The sequence below is a fragment of the Mesorhizobium amorphae genome (genome assembly GCF_014843845.1).
GTDB classification, from domain to species: Bacteria; Pseudomonadota; Alphaproteobacteria; order Rhizobiales; family Rhizobiaceae; genus Mesorhizobium; species Mesorhizobium amorphae_A.
This window is the reverse complement of sequence record NZ_JHQS01000122.1, coordinates 81,754-99,251: the sequence shown is the minus strand read 5'-3', so window position 1 is coordinate 99,251 and position 17,498 is coordinate 81,754. Positions and strand designations below refer to the sequence as shown.

Annotated in this window: 11 protein-coding genes; 7 read left to right on the top strand and 4 right to left on the bottom strand. The window is 64.0% G+C overall.

The window, feature by feature from the left end:
• Nucleotides 1-118: 118 nt before the first annotated feature.
• The 3 genes from DH08_RS31345 to DH08_RS31335 all read left to right on the top strand — a co-directional run bounded on the left by DH08_RS31345 (nt 119) and on the right by DH08_RS31335 (nt 3,793).
• The gene (locus DH08_RS31345) at nt 119-1,630 is read left to right on the top strand and encodes a sugar ABC transporter ATP-binding protein (protein WP_192183097.1); all 1,512 of its coding nucleotides are present in this window, start codon (nt 119-121) and stop codon (nt 1,628-1,630) included.
• A gap of 66 nt (nt 1,631-1,696) precedes the next feature.
• Entirely contained in the window at nt 1,697-2,692 is a 996-nt protein-coding gene (locus DH08_RS31340; RefSeq protein ID WP_192183096.1) for an ABC transporter permease, read from the top strand.
• Nucleotides 2,693-2,740: 48 nt separating this feature from the next.
• Nucleotides 2,741-3,793 (top strand): substrate-binding domain-containing protein, encoded by a 1,053-nt coding sequence (locus tag DH08_RS31335; protein WP_192183095.1) that lies wholly within the window; start codon nt 2,741-2,743, stop codon nt 3,791-3,793.
• Between the two features lie 72 nt (nt 3,794-3,865).
• Here DH08_RS31335 and DH08_RS31330 read toward each other — a convergent pair whose 3' ends face one another.
• The 3 genes from DH08_RS31330 to DH08_RS31320 form a co-directional block, all read right to left on the bottom strand.
• A complete protein-coding gene (locus DH08_RS31330) occupies nt 3,866-4,942 on the bottom strand; it encodes a D-alanine--D-alanine ligase family protein (RefSeq protein ID WP_192183094.1) in 1,077 nt (358 codons plus the stop codon).
• Nucleotides 4,943-5,070: 128 nt separating this feature from the next.
• Nucleotides 5,071-7,125, bottom strand: a complete 2,055-nt coding sequence (locus tag DH08_RS31325) for a bifunctional aldolase/short-chain dehydrogenase (protein ID WP_192183093.1) — start codon at nt 7,123-7,125, stop codon at nt 5,071-5,073.
• A gap of 93 nt (nt 7,126-7,218) precedes the next feature.
• Nucleotides 7,219-8,184 (bottom strand): sugar-binding transcriptional regulator, encoded by a 966-nt coding sequence (locus tag DH08_RS31320; RefSeq protein WP_192183092.1) that lies wholly within the window; start codon nt 8,182-8,184, stop codon nt 7,219-7,221.
• A 189-nt stretch (nt 8,185-8,373) separates the two neighbouring features.
• On the opposite strand from DH08_RS31320, the gene DH08_RS31315 reads away from it, so the two are divergent.
• The 4 genes from DH08_RS31315 (at nt 8,374) to DH08_RS31300 (ending at nt 15,492) form a co-directional block, all read left to right on the top strand.
• A complete protein-coding gene (locus tag DH08_RS31315; protein ID WP_192183091.1) occupies nt 8,374-10,014 on the top strand; it encodes an acyl-CoA synthetase in 1,641 nt (546 codons plus the stop codon).
• Nucleotides 10,015-10,264: 250 nt separating this feature from the next.
• Nucleotides 10,265-10,873, top strand: a complete 609-nt coding sequence (locus tag DH08_RS31310; protein ID WP_192183090.1) for a TetR/AcrR family transcriptional regulator — start codon at nt 10,265-10,267, stop codon at nt 10,871-10,873.
• A 75-nt stretch (nt 10,874-10,948) separates the two neighbouring features.
• Complete coding sequence (locus tag DH08_RS31305; protein WP_192183089.1) at nt 10,949-12,085, top strand: efflux RND transporter periplasmic adaptor subunit; 1,137 nt, start codon at nt 10,949-10,951, stop codon at nt 12,083-12,085.
• Nucleotides 12,086-12,342: 257 nt separating this feature from the next.
• Nucleotides 12,343-15,492, top strand: coding sequence for an efflux RND transporter permease subunit (locus DH08_RS31300; protein WP_192183088.1), 3,150 nt, complete (start codon nt 12,343-12,345; stop codon nt 15,490-15,492).
• 89 nt (nt 15,493-15,581) lie between these two features.
• Here DH08_RS31300 and DH08_RS31295 read toward each other — a convergent pair whose 3' ends face one another.
• A complete protein-coding gene (locus DH08_RS31295; RefSeq protein WP_192183087.1) occupies nt 15,582-17,291 on the bottom strand; it encodes a trimethylamine N-oxide permease in 1,710 nt (569 codons plus the stop codon).
• Between the last annotated feature and the right edge of the window lie 207 nt (nt 17,292-17,498).

Genomic DNA, 17,498 nt, shown 5'->3' with positions numbered 1-17,498 from the left:
GCGCTCCGAACATAACGGAGGCATGGCGGTGGGGCCAAGCTAGAAAGCCATCTGGCAATTGTCAATCGTGTTGACAATTGCCGATACAGCCCATAGCGTCACGGTCAGGGAGGAACGAATGGGCGCTGATGCCGTGTTCCGTGTGGACGGCCTGAGGAAATCCTTTGGCCAGAACGAGGTGCTTGGCGGCATCTCGGTCGAGCTGCATGCGGGCGAGGTCACCGTGCTGATGGGCGCCAACGGCGCCGGCAAATCCACCCTGGTCAAGATCATCAGTGGCGTCTATGAGCGCGGCGCCGGCACAATGAGCCTCGCTGGTGAGGATTTCGCCCCGAAAACCCCGGCGGAGGCGATCCGCGCCGGCGTCGTCACCGTGCACCAGAACATCAATGACGGCGTCGTCGCCGATCTCGATGTCGCCACCAATCTGACGCTGGACAGGCTGAGCGGCAGCGGTGTGCCGACATTGTTCAATCCGGTCCGCGTGCGCCGCGAGGCCAAGGCCGTCGCCGACCGCATGGGTCTGGCCATCGACCTCAAGGCTCGGGTCAGCGACCTTTCGTTGGCCGACCGCCAGATGGTGGCCATAGCCCGCGCCATGGCGCACCGGCCGAAGGTGCTGATCCTCGACGAGCCGACGTCCTCTCTGTCCAGCGCCGAGGCCGACCGGCTGTTCGCGCTGATCGATCGGCTGCGCGAACAGGGCGTGGCGATCCTCTACATCTCGCACCGCATGTCGGACATCCGCCGGCTTGCCGACCGCATCGTCTCGATGCGCGACGGCGTGGTCAGTGGCGTGTTCGATCAAAAGCCGCTCGACTATGAGGGTGCGGTCAACGCCATGCTCGGCCGCAAGATCCATCTCGACCGCGTCGTCGCCCGGAATTCGGCACACCCCGTGCTGACGGTCGAAGGTTTGCGTCTTACGCCCGGCGCGCGGCCGATCTCGCTGACGCTCGGTGCCGGCGAGGTCGTTGCGGTCACCGGTCTCGTCGGCGTCGGCAAGACGGCGCTGGCCGAAACACTCTTTGGCGTGCGCAGGCCGCTGTCCGGCACCATGACGTTGAACGGCAAGCCCTATGCGCCGGCATCTGCGGGCGAGGCGATCGCCGCCGGCGCGTTTCTCGTCGCCAAGGACCGCGCCGAAAACGGCATCGTCGGCGGCTTCAACATCCAGGAAAACATCAGCCTGCCGTTCCACAGGCGCATGTCGCGTTTCGGTGTTCTCAAGCGCCGCATCGAGCGTGCCACCGCCCGCCGGCAGATCGATGAGCTTGGCATCGTCTGCCGCTCCGAGAAGGACGAGATGTCGGCGCTTTCCGGCGGTAACCAGCAAAAGGTGATGGTCGCCCGCTGGATGGCGCAGGAGGCAAAACTATTCATCCTCGACGAGCCGTTCCAGGGCGTCGACATCTCGGCCAGGCGCGATATCGCCGCCAAGCTGAGGGCAAGCGCCGACGGCCGCGCAACGCTGCTCTTCGTCACCGAGCTCGACGAGGCACTGGAGACGGCGGACCGCATCCTGGTGATGTCGGAGCAGACGATCGTCGGCGAGCACCGGAATGCCGACATCGACCTCGAGCGGCTGCTGGCCGAAGTGGCGGGCGGCCCGCTGCACAGTGCGGCATGAACCAGGGACATGGAATGGAGCAGGCATGAGTTGGGTTGAGACGACAGCAGCGCGCGGGTGTGCAGAATGATGCTGCGCGACCATGCCATCCGCTATGGCTTCATCGTTCTTCTGTTCGGGCTGATCGCCTATTTCGCCATCGCCGCCGACGGTTTCGTCTCGCCGCAAAGTGCGGTCTTCATCTTCCAGTCCGTCGCCATCACCGGCGTGCTGGCGCTCGGCGTCACCGCCACCCTGGTCGTCGGCGGCTTCGACCTGTCGATCGGCTCCGTCGCCACCAGCGCCATGATGGCGGCCTCCTATGTGATGGTTGTGCTCGAGCAGAACGCCGTCGTCGCGGTCATCGCCTGCCTGCTGATCGGCGTTCTCGTCGGTCTCATCAATGGCTGGCTGATCGTCTACATGCGCGTGCCGGACCTGCTGGCGACGCTCGGCATGATGTTCCTGCTCGTCGGCCTGCAGCGCATCCCGACCGAAGGACGCTCGATCGCCACCGGTATGACCATGCCCGACGGCTCGGTCGCCAACGGCAAGTTCGGCGATGCCTTCCTGGCGCTCGGCCGCCACCGCTTCGATTTCTTCATCCCGAACCTCATTCCGGTTTCGGTCGTCGTGCTGCTCGTGCTCGCCGTGCTGATCTGGTTCTTCCTCGAATACACCCGTTTCGGCCGCATGATGTATGCCGTCGGCAGCAACGAACGCGCCGCCGAACTCGCCGGCGCGCCTGTCAAGGCATACAAAATCTGGGCCTATGTTATTTCTGGAGTTTTTGCCTCGATCGGCGGGATTTTGCTCGCTGCCCGGCTTGGACGCGGTGACATCGCCTCGGGTAATAATCTGCTGCTCGACGCGGTGGCGGCAGCACTCATCGGTTACGCGGTCCTCGGGGCCGCCAAGCCCAACGCCTTCGGCACCGCCGTCGGCGCCGTGTTCGTCGGCGTGCTGCTGCAGGGCCTGACGATGATGAACGCGCCTTACTACACGCAGGATTTCGTCAAGGGCGTGGTTCTCGTCGTCGCCCTTGTCTTCACCTTCGCCCTTTCCGGCAGGGGCAAGAGATAGGGTTTCGACCGGGGCAGATTTTTGGGTTCAACAAGTGGAGGAAACAACGTGACGATCACAAGAAGACTTCTGGGAAAGCTGGCGCTCGGGCTTGCCGGCGCCACGATGCTGATACAGGCGCCGGCTCTTGCCGCGGACAAGCCGGCGCCGTTCGACAAACCCGGCGTCAAGATCGCGCTGGTTCGCTATCTCTCGACCGGCGACTTCTTCCAGGCCTATCTTTCCGGCGTAGAAGCGCAGTCGAAGGCGCTCGGCGTCGACCTGCGTGTGCTCGACAGCCGCCAGGACGCAGCGCTGCAGGCCGACATGGTCGACCAGGCCATCGCACTCGGCGTGCAGGGCATCATCATCCAGCACGGGCTGACGGAATCGATGAAGGACGCCGCCCAGCGCGCGGTCGATGCCGGCATCAAGGTCGTCGCCTTCGACGTCAATGTCGAAAACCCCAAGATCCCGCAGATCGAACAGTCAGACCGCGACCTTGCGCGCTTGGCGCTCGAACAGGCGGTCAAGGACAATGGCGAAAGCTGGAAGGCCGGCTATGTCTACGTCGCCGGCATCGCGCCGCTCGACCGCCGCAACGAGACCTGGGTCGACGTCAAGAAGAAGTTCTCCGGCATCAACGAAGTCGCGATGTTCGGCACGCTCGACAACCCGATCGCCAATTCGGTCGCCAACCAGGCGCGCTCGGTGCTGTCGGCGCATCCCGACATCAAGGTGATGTTCGCGCCCTATGACGAGTTCGCCAAGGGCGTGAAGATTGCCGTCGACGAGGCCGGCATGAACAAGGACATCAAGATCTATTCGGCCGACATCTCGACCTCCGACATCGCCGCGATGCGCGAGCCTGACAGCGCCTGGGCGGCCACCGCCGCCACCAACCCGGCCGTCGTCGGCCAGGTCTCGGTGCGCGCGCTGGCGCAACTGCTCGCCGGCGAAGACCCGGGCCACAACGTCATCGTGCCGCCGACGCTGATCACCCAGAAGGACCTCATCGACAAGGACATCAAGAACATGGAAGACCTGTCGGCCAAGCTGCCGCAGTTCGCCCATGCCGACGTCGCCATGCCGGCCTGGATGCCGAACCCGAACGCCAAGTAATCCTTGGCCTATCGGCAGAGTAAAAGAGCGGCTCGCGGGCCGCTCTTTTTGTTTGCAGCCGAAGCTTCGCCTTCAGCCCGATCGGCCGGCGCGCGCCAGCCCGTGCGCCACCAGCCGGTCGATGACCTCTGCGTAGCTGACGCCGCTTGCCGCCATCGCCTTGGCATACATGCTGATGTCGGTGAAACCGGGAATGGTGTTGAGCTCGTTGATGACGAAATCCATGTCCGGCGTGACGAAGAAATCGACCCGGGCCATGCCGTCGCAGCCGACCGCTCGGAACGCCTTTGCCGCCGTCTCGCGGACCCTGTCTTCGACCTCCTGAGGCAGTTCGGCAGGCACCTTCAGCGCCGCCCCATCCTTGTCGATGTACTTGGCGTCGTAGCTGTAGAAGCCGTGGCTTTCGGCCGGCACGATTTCGCCGGGGCGGGAAACGAACAGGCCGCCTTCTGTGTCCTCCAGCACGCTGCACTCGATCTCGCGGCCACGGATGAACTCTTCGGCCAACAGCTTGCGGTCGTGCTCAAAACCTTCGGCGAGCGCCCCGGCGAATTCCTGGCTGGCCGAGACCTTTCTGACGCCGACCGACGAGCCTTGCCGCGCCGGCTTGATGAACAGCGGCAGGCCGAGTTTTTCTTCCAATTCGGCGAAGGAAGGCGCCGCACCTTCATCGATCGTCACCGAGCGCGCGACAGGCAGCCCCGCAGCCCTCAGCAGCCGCTTGGCGATGTCCTTGTCGAGCGCCGTGGCCGAGCCAAGGATGCCGCAGCCGGCAAGCGGCACGCGTGCCACCTCGGCCAGCCCTTGCACGGCGCCGTCCTCGCCATGCAGGCCGTGCAGGACGGGAAACAAGATGTCGATGCCAGGCAGGTCGTGCGGCGAACCGCCGGCAGGGATCGCCAGCATCCGTCCATGCCCGCCCGGCACCAGGCAGACCTCCGTGCCGCTGGACGGTGTCGCCAGTGAGCCGCCTTCGAAGCGGCTCAGCAGCCATTGCCCTTCGCGGGTGACGAAGATCGGGATGGCGTCATATTTCGCCGGATCCAGCGCAGCCATGACATTGGTTGCCGAAAGCAGCGAGACCTCATGCTCGGCGGAGCGCCCGCCAAACAGCACGGCGATACGCAGTTTCTTCGAGGTGTCGGCCATGGTGTCTCCCAAGGATTCGTTCGTATGAGGATTCAATGGCAGGATTGGCGGGAGCAAGGCAGCTTGCCTCATTGGCAAAAAGAAAAGCGGCCCGCAGGCCGCTCTTTTGATGTTCTGATGTCCTGTCCCTACCGCATCGCGGCGGCGATATTGCCTCCATCCACTGTCGTCACGTCGGCGGTGGTCCGCTCGGCCAGCGCCTGGTGCAGGAAGGCCTGGGCGACGTCCTCGGCCGTCACCTCTTGCCCCAGCAGATTGCCGGACATGTATTCCTTCTCCGACACGCCGCGGGCACCCGAGCGGCTGGCGATCATGGCGTCGGTCAACAGCCCCGAGCGGATGCGGTCGGCATTGACCGCGTTGGAGCGGATGCCTTGGGAGCCGTAGTCGAGCGCGTATTGCCTGGACAGGAACAGCGTCGCCGCCTTGGGGATGCCATAGGCGCCGAATTTCGGCCCCGGATTGACCGCTTGCTTGGAGGTGTTGAACAGAAGCACGCCGCCGGTGCCCTGTTCCAGCATGATGCGTACGGCGTTCTGCGCCGCCGCCTGATGGGCGAAGAAGTTGAGCTCGAAACTCTTGCGTAGCATGGCGTCATCGAGCTCGCCGATCCGGCCTTCCCAGGCAGCACCGGCATTGGAGACCAATATGTCGAGGCCGCCGAAGACGGCGACCGCTTTGTCGAAGGCGGCGCGCAGCTCGGCCGGGTTGGTGATGTCGGCGCCGACGCCGATCGAGCCGTTGCCCGCCTTCCTGGCCGCTTCCGCGGCCTTGGCCGGATCGAGATCGACGATGACGGCGTGCGCTCCGTTGTCGGCGAACAGCTTGGCCGTCGCAGCGCCAATCGCGCCGGCGCCGCCGGTCACCAGCAGCACCTGGCCGGTCAGCGGCTTCGGCTTGTTCGAGGCAAGCTTGGCCTGCTCCAGCGACCAATATTCGAGCGGGAACAGATCGGCCTTCGACAGTGGATGGAAATGGCCGACGGCTTCGGCGCCGCGCACCGCCTCGATCCACATCTCGCCGACATCGGCAGCGATCCTGGCGTCCTTCAGCGTGCGGCCATGGCCGAACATGCCGAGGCCCGGCACCAGCGTCAGCCGCGGCATCGGGTCGAGCATGGTGCGCTTGACGTCGTCGAGCGCGTCATTGGTCTCGAAATAGGCGCGATAGTCCTTGGCGAAGGTCTCGACATGGCTGCGGATGACGGATTTGTAGTCGCCGATCTTGTCGGCGTCCGGCGCCGGCACCGCCATCGGCCCGGTCTTGATGCGGATCGACAGGTCCGGCGTCGACACGCCGCGGCCGGCATAGTCGGCGATCTCAGCGGAATTGATGAAATCGACGATGGCGTCGGAGGTGCGGAAATCGCTGATCATGCGGTCGAAGCGACCTTCGCCGCGCGAGACCGCCACCGCGCCGCGCAGCATTGGCGCGATGTCGTGCGGTTTCGCCAGCTTTGCCGGCAGCGCCGCTTTTTCGCTGCGCGGCTTGCCGTGCTTCGCGACATAGTCCTCGGCGACATTCACATAATGGATCATCCGGTCGTAGGCCTGCCTGGCATCGTCGCCGAAGGTGAAGATGCCATGCTTGTCGAGGATCAGGCCCTCGACGCTCGGGTCGGCGTCGAAGACGTCGCCCGCCGCCTTTGCCAGGTCGAATCCCGGCATGATGTAAGGCACGTAACCCATCTTGGCGCCAAACACTTTTCGCACCAGCGGCTCGCTGTCCTCCTGGTCGACGATGGCAAGAATGGCAGTCGAGTGCGTATGGTCGACGAATTTGTGCGGCAGGAAGGCGTGCAGCAGCGTCTCGACCGACGGATTGGGCGAGGCGGGGTTGATGAGGTTTGCCCGCTGCAACGCCACCATGTCCTCGTCGCCGAGCTTGTCCAGCGCACGCGCCTTGATGAGCGCGCCCATCTTGACCGCCGGCAGGCCCTGCGGCTCGATGACGGCCATGTCCCAGCCGCTGCCCTTGACGCAGAGCACATCCCACTCGTCGCCGACGAGGTCGGTGGCCTTGGTCTTGCAGGAGGTGTTGCCGCCGCCATGCAGCACCAGGCGGGGTTCGCCGCCGAGCAGCCGCGTCGTGTAGACGCGCAGCGCCAGATCGCGGCCGACGCCTTTCTTCGCATAGTCGGCAACCATCTTTTCGGCGTCGCCGTCATTCCACAAATTCCTCATTTCGCTTCGTCCGCTTTGCTGTCTTTGGTTGCTGTGAACAGGAATGCCGCGACGCTTTGATGACAATGCGCCGACGGCAAGGATTGTGTCTGTCTAGGAAGCCTTTTCGGTCGCCGCTCCCGCGTGCTCCAGCAGCCGCCGCGCCATCCGCGCGCCGACCACCAGATGCGTGCACAGCCCGCCGGCAAGCGCTGCGAGCAGCGGTTCGAACTTGCTGTCCTCCTGCACCACCATCAGGCGTTTTTCGATCTGGCGCAGCGACGACAGCGCCGCCGAGATGACACGGCGATTGTAGCTGCAGTCGAGCGCCTTGCCGCGGGCGTCGATGATCTGCCCGGCAATGACGCCAGCCGCACCCGCCTCGCGCAGTAAAGCCATCTCTCCGACGCTCAGCGCGCCGCATTTGACGACATGGCTGTCGGCATCGACCGTGCCGACCGAATAGAGCGCGAGATCGCAGTCGCTTATCCCGGACAATTGCTCGCGGATCACCGGTTCGGCGCGCAAGCCATGCGCCAGCGCTTCCGTCGTCAGCACCAGCGGCGCGTAGAAATTCAGCCCCTTGGCGTTGAGCCGGCGCGCTATTTCCATCGTGCACTGGTCCGGCCGGTAGGAATAGGGCGCGCCGAGATTGCCGCAGAGCTGCACCACGGTGACGTCCTGCAGGTCGGCATAGGACATGATGTCGGCGATGGTGTAGATGGTTCGGCCCCAGGCGACGCCGATGCGGTCGCCCTTCCTGACCAGTTCGAGAAAGACGCTCGCCGCCAGCACGGCGATGTCGGTCGACGCATCGATGACATAGTCGTTTTCCGGCGCGATCCAGACGGCGTCGAGGCTCAGCGCGTCTTCGAGCCGGCGCGCCATGACATCGTCGGTGAAAAGCTGGGTCGAGGTCGAGATGTTGACGATGCCGGTCTCGCGCGCCTTGCGCAGATACATGGCGACCGAGGCGCGCGAAATGTTGAGCTGGCTGGCTACCTGGTCCTGTCGCAGGCCGTGGGCGTAGTAAAGCCAGGCGGCCTTGTGGATAAGCTGTTCTGCCGGTCGGATCGCCATGCCATCTCCTCGGCTGACATTATTCACGGCTCTCGACAAAAGTCAAATTGAGCGGAGGCATACGATGCTCGCTCGCCCGCTGAATCTGGATCATCATTGTGCCAAATGCACCCTGTCGTGACATCGTTGTTGGTGACGCGGCGCGAGGCCTGTGATTAGAAGTCGATAATAGACATTGGGGAGGACGGGATGGGCAATCCCTACGAACAGGATCTGGGCAGGAACGCCGCCAACCACCAGCCACTGACGCCGCTGACCTATCTGGAGCGCGCGGCCAGGACCTATCCCGACCATGTCGCCATCATCCATGGCAGCCAGCGCATCGCCTATCGCGATTTCTGGCGGCGTTCGCTGAAGCTCGCCTCGGCGCTCTCGAAACGCGGCATCGGCAAGGGCGATACCGTGACCGTGATGCTCTCCAACACGCCGCCGATGCTGGAAGCGCATTTCGGTGTGCCGATGACCAAAGCGGTGTTGCATTCACTCAATACCCGCCTCGATGCGGCGGTGATCGCCTTCCAACTCGACCATGCCGAGACGAAAGTCCTCATCGTCGACCGTGAATTTTCCGGCGTCCTCAAGGAGGCTCTGGCGCAGGCCAAGACCAGGCCGCTGATCATCGACTATGACGATCCCGAATACGCCGCCGATGCGCCCTATCCGAAGGGCGGGCGCGTCGGCACGCTCGACTATGAGGAGTTCGTCGCCGGCGGCGACGAGGATTTTGCCTGGTCGATGCCCGATGACGAATGGGACGCCATCTCGCTGAATTACACCTCCGGCACGACTGGCAACCCCAAGGGCGTCGTCTACCACCATCGAGGCGCGGCCTTGATGGCCTACACCAACACCATCCATGCCGGCATGGCCAAGCATGCGGTCTATTTGTGGACGCTGCCGATGTTCCACTGCAATGGCTGGTGCTTTCCCTGGACGCTCGCTGTCCAGGCCGGCACCCATGTCTGTCTGCGCTGGGTGCGGCCGAAGCCGATCTACGACGCGATTGCCGACCATGGCGTCACGCATCTCTGCGGCGCGCCGATCGTCATGTCGGTGCTGATCAATGCGAAGGACGAGGATAAGCGGCAGTTCCCGCAGACGGTCACCTTCAACACCGCCGCCGCCCCGCCGCCGGAGGCGGTGCTGTCGGGGATGGCCGATGCCGGCTTTGCCGTCACCCATCTCTACGGCCTGACCGAGACCTACGGCCCGGCGGTCGTCAACGAATGGCACAATGAGTGGGATGGGCTGGAGAAGGGGCCGAGGACGGCAAAGAAGGCGCGGCAGGGCGTTCGCTATGCAGCGCTCGAGGGCCTGACCGTGATGAACCCCGAGACGATGATGGAGACGCCGGCCGACGGCGAGACCATCGGCGAGGTCATGTTCCGCGGCAACATCGTCATGAAGGGCTATCTGAAGAACCGCAAGGCGACCGACGAGGCCTTCGCCGGTGGCTGGTTCCACTCCGGCGACCTCGGCGTCATGCACCCCGACGGTTACATCCAACTCAAGGACCGCTCCAAGGACATCATCATCTCCGGGGGCGAGAACATCTCCTCGATCGAGGTCGAGGACGCGCTCTACAAGCATCCCGCCGTCGCCTCCTGCGGCGTCGTCGCCCGGGCCGACGACAAATGGGGCGAGGTGCCCGTCGCCTATGTCGAACTGAAGCCCGCCAAGACCGCGACCGAGGCCGAGATCATCGAGCATTGCCGCGCGCTGCTTGCCCGCTTCAAGGTGCCGAAGGCGGTGATCTTCGCCGAGATTCCGAAAACGTCGACCGGGAAGATTCAGAAGTTCCGGCTGCGGGAGATGGCGAAGGAGGCCTAGCTGTACTGCCGCTCTGGCCTCGACAATTTGCCGTGGGCCTTCGGAACTTCGTCATCCTAGGGTCTGCGCCGCGTCGCTTCGTTCCTTGCTTCGCCCTAGGATGACGAAGCGCCTGGCCGGCAGGCCGCTCTAGACTGTCACCATCTGTCACCAATTATACGCGTACGTCGAATCTGCGTTGACATCTCACGAATTTAGATTTACGACTGATGAAAATTGAAATTCGTCACTCATAATTTGACAGAGAGCCATGCCCGAGATCGCAAACATCGTGGCCGACCCGACCCGCCAGGAGAATGTCACCCGCATTCTCGACTGCGCCGAACGCCTGTTCCGCCACTATGGCTACGGCAAGACCAATGTCGCCGACATTGCGCGCGAGCTCGGCATGTCGCCGGCCAACATCTATCGCTTCTTCGCCTCCAAGGTCGAAATCCACCAGGCCGTCTGCGGCCGGATGCTCGGCGCCAGCTACCAGATGGCCTACGAGATTTCCCGCCTGCCGATCAGCGCCGAGGAGCGGCTGCGTCGCTACGTGCATGCGCAATACAAGATGACGATGGAGGTCATGCTCGACGACCAGAAGGTGCATGAGATGGTCATCGTGGCGCTCGAACGCGACTGGGGCGTCATCGACAAGCATATCGACAGCATCCACGATCTGTTCGCAGAGGTGATCCGCCAGGGTATCGAAGCCGGCGAGTTCGCCGAGCAGGATCCGGTGATCGCGTCGCGCTGTTTCGGCGCCGCCACCGTCATCCTGTGCCATCCGCAGATGGTGGCGCAATGTCTTGCCAAGACCAACCGGGCGATGCCCGACGACCTCATCGATTACGCGATCAAGGCCTTGAAGATATAACCGCCGCCCGCCGGGCGCCGGAAGACAGTTCATCTCCAGTTCGGGAGTACTAAAGTGTCTTTGTCCAATTCCATCATGAGCAGGCTTCCGGCAGTCGGTCCGGCCGTGCTCGTCGTCGCAGTGCTCGGGCTTGCCGGCTGCAGCCAGGAGAAGGCCGAAGTCAAGGATATCATCCGGCCGGTCAAGGTGGTCGAGATCGGTCAGGCGCAAACCACCCGCGAGCTCGACTATTCCGGCTCGGTGCGTGCCCGCACCGAGATGAACCTCGGCTTCCGGGTCGCCGGCAAGGTCACCGAGCGCCTCGTCGACATCGGCCAGCATGTGACCTCTGGCGATGTGCTGGCCCGCATCGACCCCTCCGACTACGACTTGTCGGTCAAGAGTGCGGTGGCGAACCTCGACGCCGCCGAGCGGCAGGTCGAGACGGTCGATCTGACCAAGAAGCGCGCCGAGCAGCTCTACGCCAAGAACTTCGCCTCCAAGTCGCAGCTTGAGCAGGCGACGCTGACCTACAACCAGGCGGTGGCGACGCGCGATGCGGCTCGCTCGACCCTTGCCCAGGCGCGCAACCAGGTCGGCTACACCGATCTCAAGGCAAGCCAGGACGGCATCGTCACCGCCGTCACTGCCGATGTCGGCCAGGTGGTCGGCGCCGGCACGCCGGTCATGACGGTCGCCGTCGACGGCGAGAAGGAAGTGCTGATCGCCGTTCCGGAAATGGATATCGCTGAATTCAAGCCGGGCAAGGACGTCAAGGCGAGCTTCTGGTCGGACGATGCGCTGACGCTTGCCGGCAAGGTCCGCGAGGTTGCCGGCAGTGCCGATCCGCAGTCGCGCACCTTTGCCGTTCGCGTCTCGCTGCCCAACGATCCGCGCGTGCTGCTTGGCATGACCGCCAACATCGAAGCCTCGGTGGCGAGCCGGCAGCAGATGGTGTCGGTCCCGCTCAGCGCGCTCGCCGAGAAGGACGGCCAGAAGATCGTCTGGACCGTCGACCGTAGCAGCGAGACGGTGCATCCGCGCCCGGTCAAGGTCGGCGACTTCACCGCCGACGGCGTCAATGTCGCCGACGGTCTGAAGCAGGGCGACGTCGTGGTTGCCGCCGGCACCCAGTTCATGACCGAGAACCTGAAGGTCAAGCTCTCCGGCGATGCAGCGCAGCAGGCCGCATCGGCGCAGAATGATGGCGAGACCACCAGCAGCCTGCGCTGAAGCCCAGGCGAAATGAAAACCCACTTGTCATCACCTTAGGCGGAAAGCCGCAGGGGTCTGGTGGGTCACGGTTTCCGGGCGGCGAGTGCCCGATTGTCGAGACGTCAGGTCGATGTAACCCCCACATCCGTCCTCGCGTCCCACCGCGACGAGTGTCTCTCCGCTCGGAAAGCCTCGTCGCCCGGAAGCCAGCATCGGAAATTCCGTGAGCATGCCGCGCGCATGCGCCGACAATCAATTGGATTGGACTGACGCCGATGACCACCGACACGAATGAAAAAAAGCCGTTCAACCTTTCGCGCTGGGCGATCGGACACCCGAGCATTGCGCGCTTCCTGTTTGGCCTGATCATCATCGCCGGCGCGCTCGGCCTGATGCGCATGGGCCAGAAGGAAGACCCGGATTTCACCTTCCGTGTCATGGTCGTCCAGGCGGTCTGGCCAGGCTCCTCGATCAAGGAGATGGAAGATCAGGTCGTCAACAAGATCGAGCGCAAGCTGCAGGAAACGCCGCATCTCGATTTCGTGCGTTCCTACACCCGTGCCGGCAGCGCCATCATCACCGTCCAGATCAAGGGCGACACCAACGCCGAAGAGGTGAAGGATGCCTTCTACCAGGTGCGCAAGAAGGTCGGCGATATCGCCGGCGATCTGCCGCAAGGGTTGCTCGGTCCCTATTTCAACGACGAGTTCGGCGACACCTTCATCACGCTGCATTCGATCAGCGGCGACGGCTACAGCTATCCCGAGCTGAAGAAGTTCGCCATCCAGGCGCGCGACATGCTGCTGACGACGCCCGGCGTCGAGAAGGCGGTCATCATCGGCGACCAGCCGGAAAAACTCTATATCGACGTCTCATCCAAGGCGCTCGCCGAACGCGGCCTGACGCTCACCGACCTGCAGAACGCCATCAAGGGCCAGAACAATGTCGATCCGGCGGGCTCGGTCGACACCGGCCTGCGTTCGGTGCGCATCTCGGTCGAGGGCGACGTGACCAAGGCGGCCGACATCCGCGAGCTGCGCCTGCGCGCCGGCAACCAGGTGACGCGTCTCGGCGACATCGCCACCGTGACCTCCGGTCTCGAGGATCCCTACCAGCGCAAATACCGCTTCAACGGCCACGAGAGCGTCCAGGTCGGCGTCGTCATGGCCAAGGGCTTCAACGTCAAGGACGTCGGCAAGGACGTCGAGGCGACCTATCAGCGCTTCGAGGAAGGGCTGCCCTATGGCGTCGCGGTCGACCAGATCTCCGACCAGCCAGAGGTCGTCAAGGATGCCGTCAACGAGTTCATGGAGGCGCTCGGCGAGGCGCTGCTGATCGTGCTCGTCGTTTCGTTCCTGTCGATCGGCTGGCGCTCCGGCCTGGTGATCGCGATCGCCATTCCTCTGGTGCTCGCCGCCACCTTCGCCATCATGTACGAGATCGGCATCGACCTGCAGCGCATCTCGCTCGGCGCGCTGATCATCGCGCTCGGCTTGCTCGTCGACGACGCCATGATCGTCGTCGAGATGATGGAACGAAAGCTCGAGGAAGGGCTGGTCAAGATCGAGGCGGCGAGCTTCGCCTATTCCTCGACCGCCTTCCCGATGCTGACCGGCACGCTGATCACCACCGCTGGCTTCATCCCGGTCGGCTTCGCCGCCTCGACGGCCGGCGAATATGTGCGCACGCTGTTCTACGTCGTCGGCATCGCGCTGGTCGTGTCCTGGTTCGTCGCGGTCTATTTCACGCCGTGGCTAGGCTACATGATCCTGAAGCAGCGCAAGCATGCCGGCAATCATCACGATGCCTTCGACACCAGCTTTTACCGGCGGCTGCGCGCCACCGTCGGCTGGGCCGTACGCCATCGCATCATCGTGCTGGCGATGACGCTAGTCACCTTCGGCACCAGCCTGTGGGCGTTCCAGTTCATCCCGCAGAATTTCTTCCCGCAGTCCTCGCGTCCGGAAATCCTCGTCGATCTCTGGCTGCCGGAAGGCACCAGCATCAAGGAAGTCGAGACGCAGGCCAAGGCGCTGGAATCCAGGATGATGGACGACCAGGACAAGCGCTTCATCGCCACCTATATCGGCGAGGGCGCGCCGCGCTTCTTCCTGCCGCTCGACCAGCAGCTCAGGAATCCGAACTTCGCCCAGCTTCTGGTGATGGCCAAGGACGAGCCGGCCCGCGAGAGGCTGATCGTCAAGCTGCGCACCATCCTGGCGCAGGAATTCCCCTCGATCCGTTCCAAGGTCGACCGCCTGTTCCTCGGCCCGCCCACCGGCTGGCCGGTGCAGATGCGCGTCATGGGTCCGGATCGCCAGGAGGTGCGTCGCATCGCCGACGAGGTGAAGGCCAAATTCCAGGCCAATCCGCTGCTCGGCGCCGTCCACGACGACTGGCTGGAGCCGGTGCCGGCGATGAAGCTGGTCATCGACCAGGACCGCGCCCGTGCCCTCGGCGTCAGCTCGCAGCGCATCCGCCAGATGCTGCAGGCGACCATGTCCGGCGCGCCGCTCGACGACTTCCGCGACGGCGAGGAGACGGTTTCCATCGTCGCCCGTGAGCCGGAGGCGAGCCGCAAGCTGCTGTCCTCGGTCGACTCGGTCTATATCCCGACCGACTTCGGTGGCTTCGTGCCGCTGTCGCAGGTGGCCAAGGTCGTTCCGGTGCTGGAGCAGGGCGTCGAATGGCGGCGTGACCGCTTGCCGACCATCTCGGTGCGCGGCACGCTGCCGGACGGCGTGCAGTCCAACGATGTCGTCACCAAGATGTACAACGACATCAAGGGCCTGCGCGATGGCCTCGCACCCGGCTACAAGATCGAGATCCAGGGCGGTGCGGAGGATTCGGCCGAGAGCCAGGCTTCGATCGCCGCCAAGGCGCCGATCATGCTCGCCGTCATCGTCGTGCTCTTGATGATCCAGCTGCAGCATTTCGGAAAGGCGATGCTGGTGCTGGCCACCGGCCCACTGGGCATCATCGGTGCGGCGGCGGCGCTTTTGATCAGCGGCGCGCCGTTCGGCTTCGTCGCCATTCTTGGCGTCATCGCCCTGCTCGGCATCATCATGCGCAACTCGATCATCCTGGTCGACCAGATCGACCAGGACATAGCCAGAGGCATGGAACGCTCGGAGGCCATCATCGGCTCGGCTGTCCGCCGCTTCAGGCCGATCGTGCTGACGGCGATGACGGCGGTGCTGGCGCTGATCCCGATCTCGCGCGCCGTGTTCTGGGGGCCGCTCGCCTACGCCATGATGGGCGGCATCCTCGTCGCCACCGTGCTCACCATCCTCGTGCTGCCGGCAGCCTACGCTCTGTTCTTCGGCCGCGAGCCCAAGAAGCGTGGAGCCGAGGAGCAACCGGCCGACGCCGTGCCGGAAAACACCGAACAGCCGCACTTGGCGCTGGCGCTGGCGGCGGAATGAAAAAAAGCCGGCCGGTCGATGTCTCGACCGGCCGGCAATCTCTTTGGGTCAGTCGGACGCTGCGACCAGCGCCCGGTTGGAGGCTGAGGTCAGATGACGAACAGCCAGTTGGCGAGCAGCATCACCACCACACCGGCGACCAGCGTCAGATAGGGCAGCATCCCCGCCTTCTTGACCTTGAGATCGGACGAGGTCATGCCGAGATCGGCCAGCATGTGGTCGGGGAATTTGCCCTTGTCCTGGATGTAGTGGCGGAAGCAGAACACCGGGATGATCAGCGCCGCCGTGATCAGGCCGGCCCACAGCGCCATCGGGTTCCAGACCTTGGCGCCGGCGCCCATGAAGATCACATTGACATAGGCGAAGATCGCGCCAACGCCGAGCAGCCAGCTCGGAGCCTTCCACGGCCGTGCGATATGGCCGTTGTCGATGCGGTGGATCCAGCCGGCATTGAGGTTGAGGAAGTTGAAGATGATGTAGCCGCAGTTCGACACGGCGAGGATGAAGAAGAAGCTCGTCGCGTCGGCCGAGGCGATGGCCAGCACGATCAGGTTGAAGACGAGGTCGGTCCACATCGCCCGCGTCGGCGCGCCGTGTTCGTTGACATGGCTGAGATAGCGCGGCAGCCAGCCATCGACCGAGCCCTGGTAGAGCGTGCGCGAGGAGCCGGCCATCGCCGTCATGATGCAGAGCACCAGCGCCAGGATCATCAGCATCACCAACAGGCTGTGGATCAGCTGTCCGCCGCCGACCATGCCGGCCAGCGCATCGGCAACGCCGGAGCCGTCGACGATCGGGGTGGCCAGCATGCCGTTCAAGCCAAGCACGCCCTGGAAGGTGAAGGGCACCAGGATGAACAAAAGCATGCACAGCAGGCCGGAGTAGAAGATCGCCTTGAACGTGTCGGTGCCGGGGTTCTTGAATTCCGACGTGTAGCAGACGGCGGTCTCGAAGCCGTAGGTCGACCACGCGGCGATGAACATGCCGCCAAGCACCAGCGTCCAGCCGGCGATGTTCCACGCGCCGGGCTCGGGCGCGTAGGCGGCGGCCAAAGGCACCAGCGGCGAGAAATTCGCCCAGTTGATCTGGCCGGTGAAGATCGGCACCACGCCGACGATCAGCATCGGGATGATGACCAGCAGCCCGATATATTTCTGCACATTGGCGGTGCCGAGAATGCCGCGATGCTGGATCGAGAAGATGATCAGCATCAGCACCGCGCCGATGAAGAAGGTTGAATTGAAGGTGAAGGAGACCGGGCCCAGCGTGTGGCTCCACAGCGACCAGGTGCGGATCGCCGGCGTCGCGGCGGCAGTCACCGCCGCGATGGCGTCGGCGGGAGCTGTTCCAACATGCGCCGCGATATAGGCGACGACTTCCGGCGAGGTCTCGCTGAACATCGGCAATGGCGCCAGCGCATTGAGGATGTAGGCGGCGGCGATCGAGCAGCCGAGCGACAGCACCGGCGACCAGGCGAACCAGTTGCACCACACCGACAGCGGCGCGATGAACTTCGAGTAGCGCAGCCAGGCGGTGGCGCCGTAGATCGAGGCGCCGCCGGACTTGTTCGGGAACAGGCCGGCGATTTCCGCATAGGTGAAGGACTGCAGGAAGCCCATGATCATGGACACGGTCCAGATCGCGAAGGCCAGCGTTCCGGTCGTGCCGGCAATGCCGCCGATCGAAAACAGGACGAGGGCTGGAACGCCGCTTGCCACCCAGAAGGCGCCGCGCCAGTCGATGTTGCGGTGCAGCTGCCCTTCGGCAGGCTGCACCAGGGCAGTGGTTACCGTGCTCATGTGTCTGTGGTCCCCTTTTTGTTGTCCCCGCCGGCGACGCCTCGGCTTCGCGAAGCTTCCCCCCGGCACAATATGACGACTGTCAGTGTTTCCACTCAGTCGTATTTTTTTCTTAACAGTGAAGATTGATCCGACGCGCTTTCACGTCAAGCGTTTTGTGACGCTGTGCACATCACGGTTGCGAAACGCGTCGGCCTTCGCAATGCG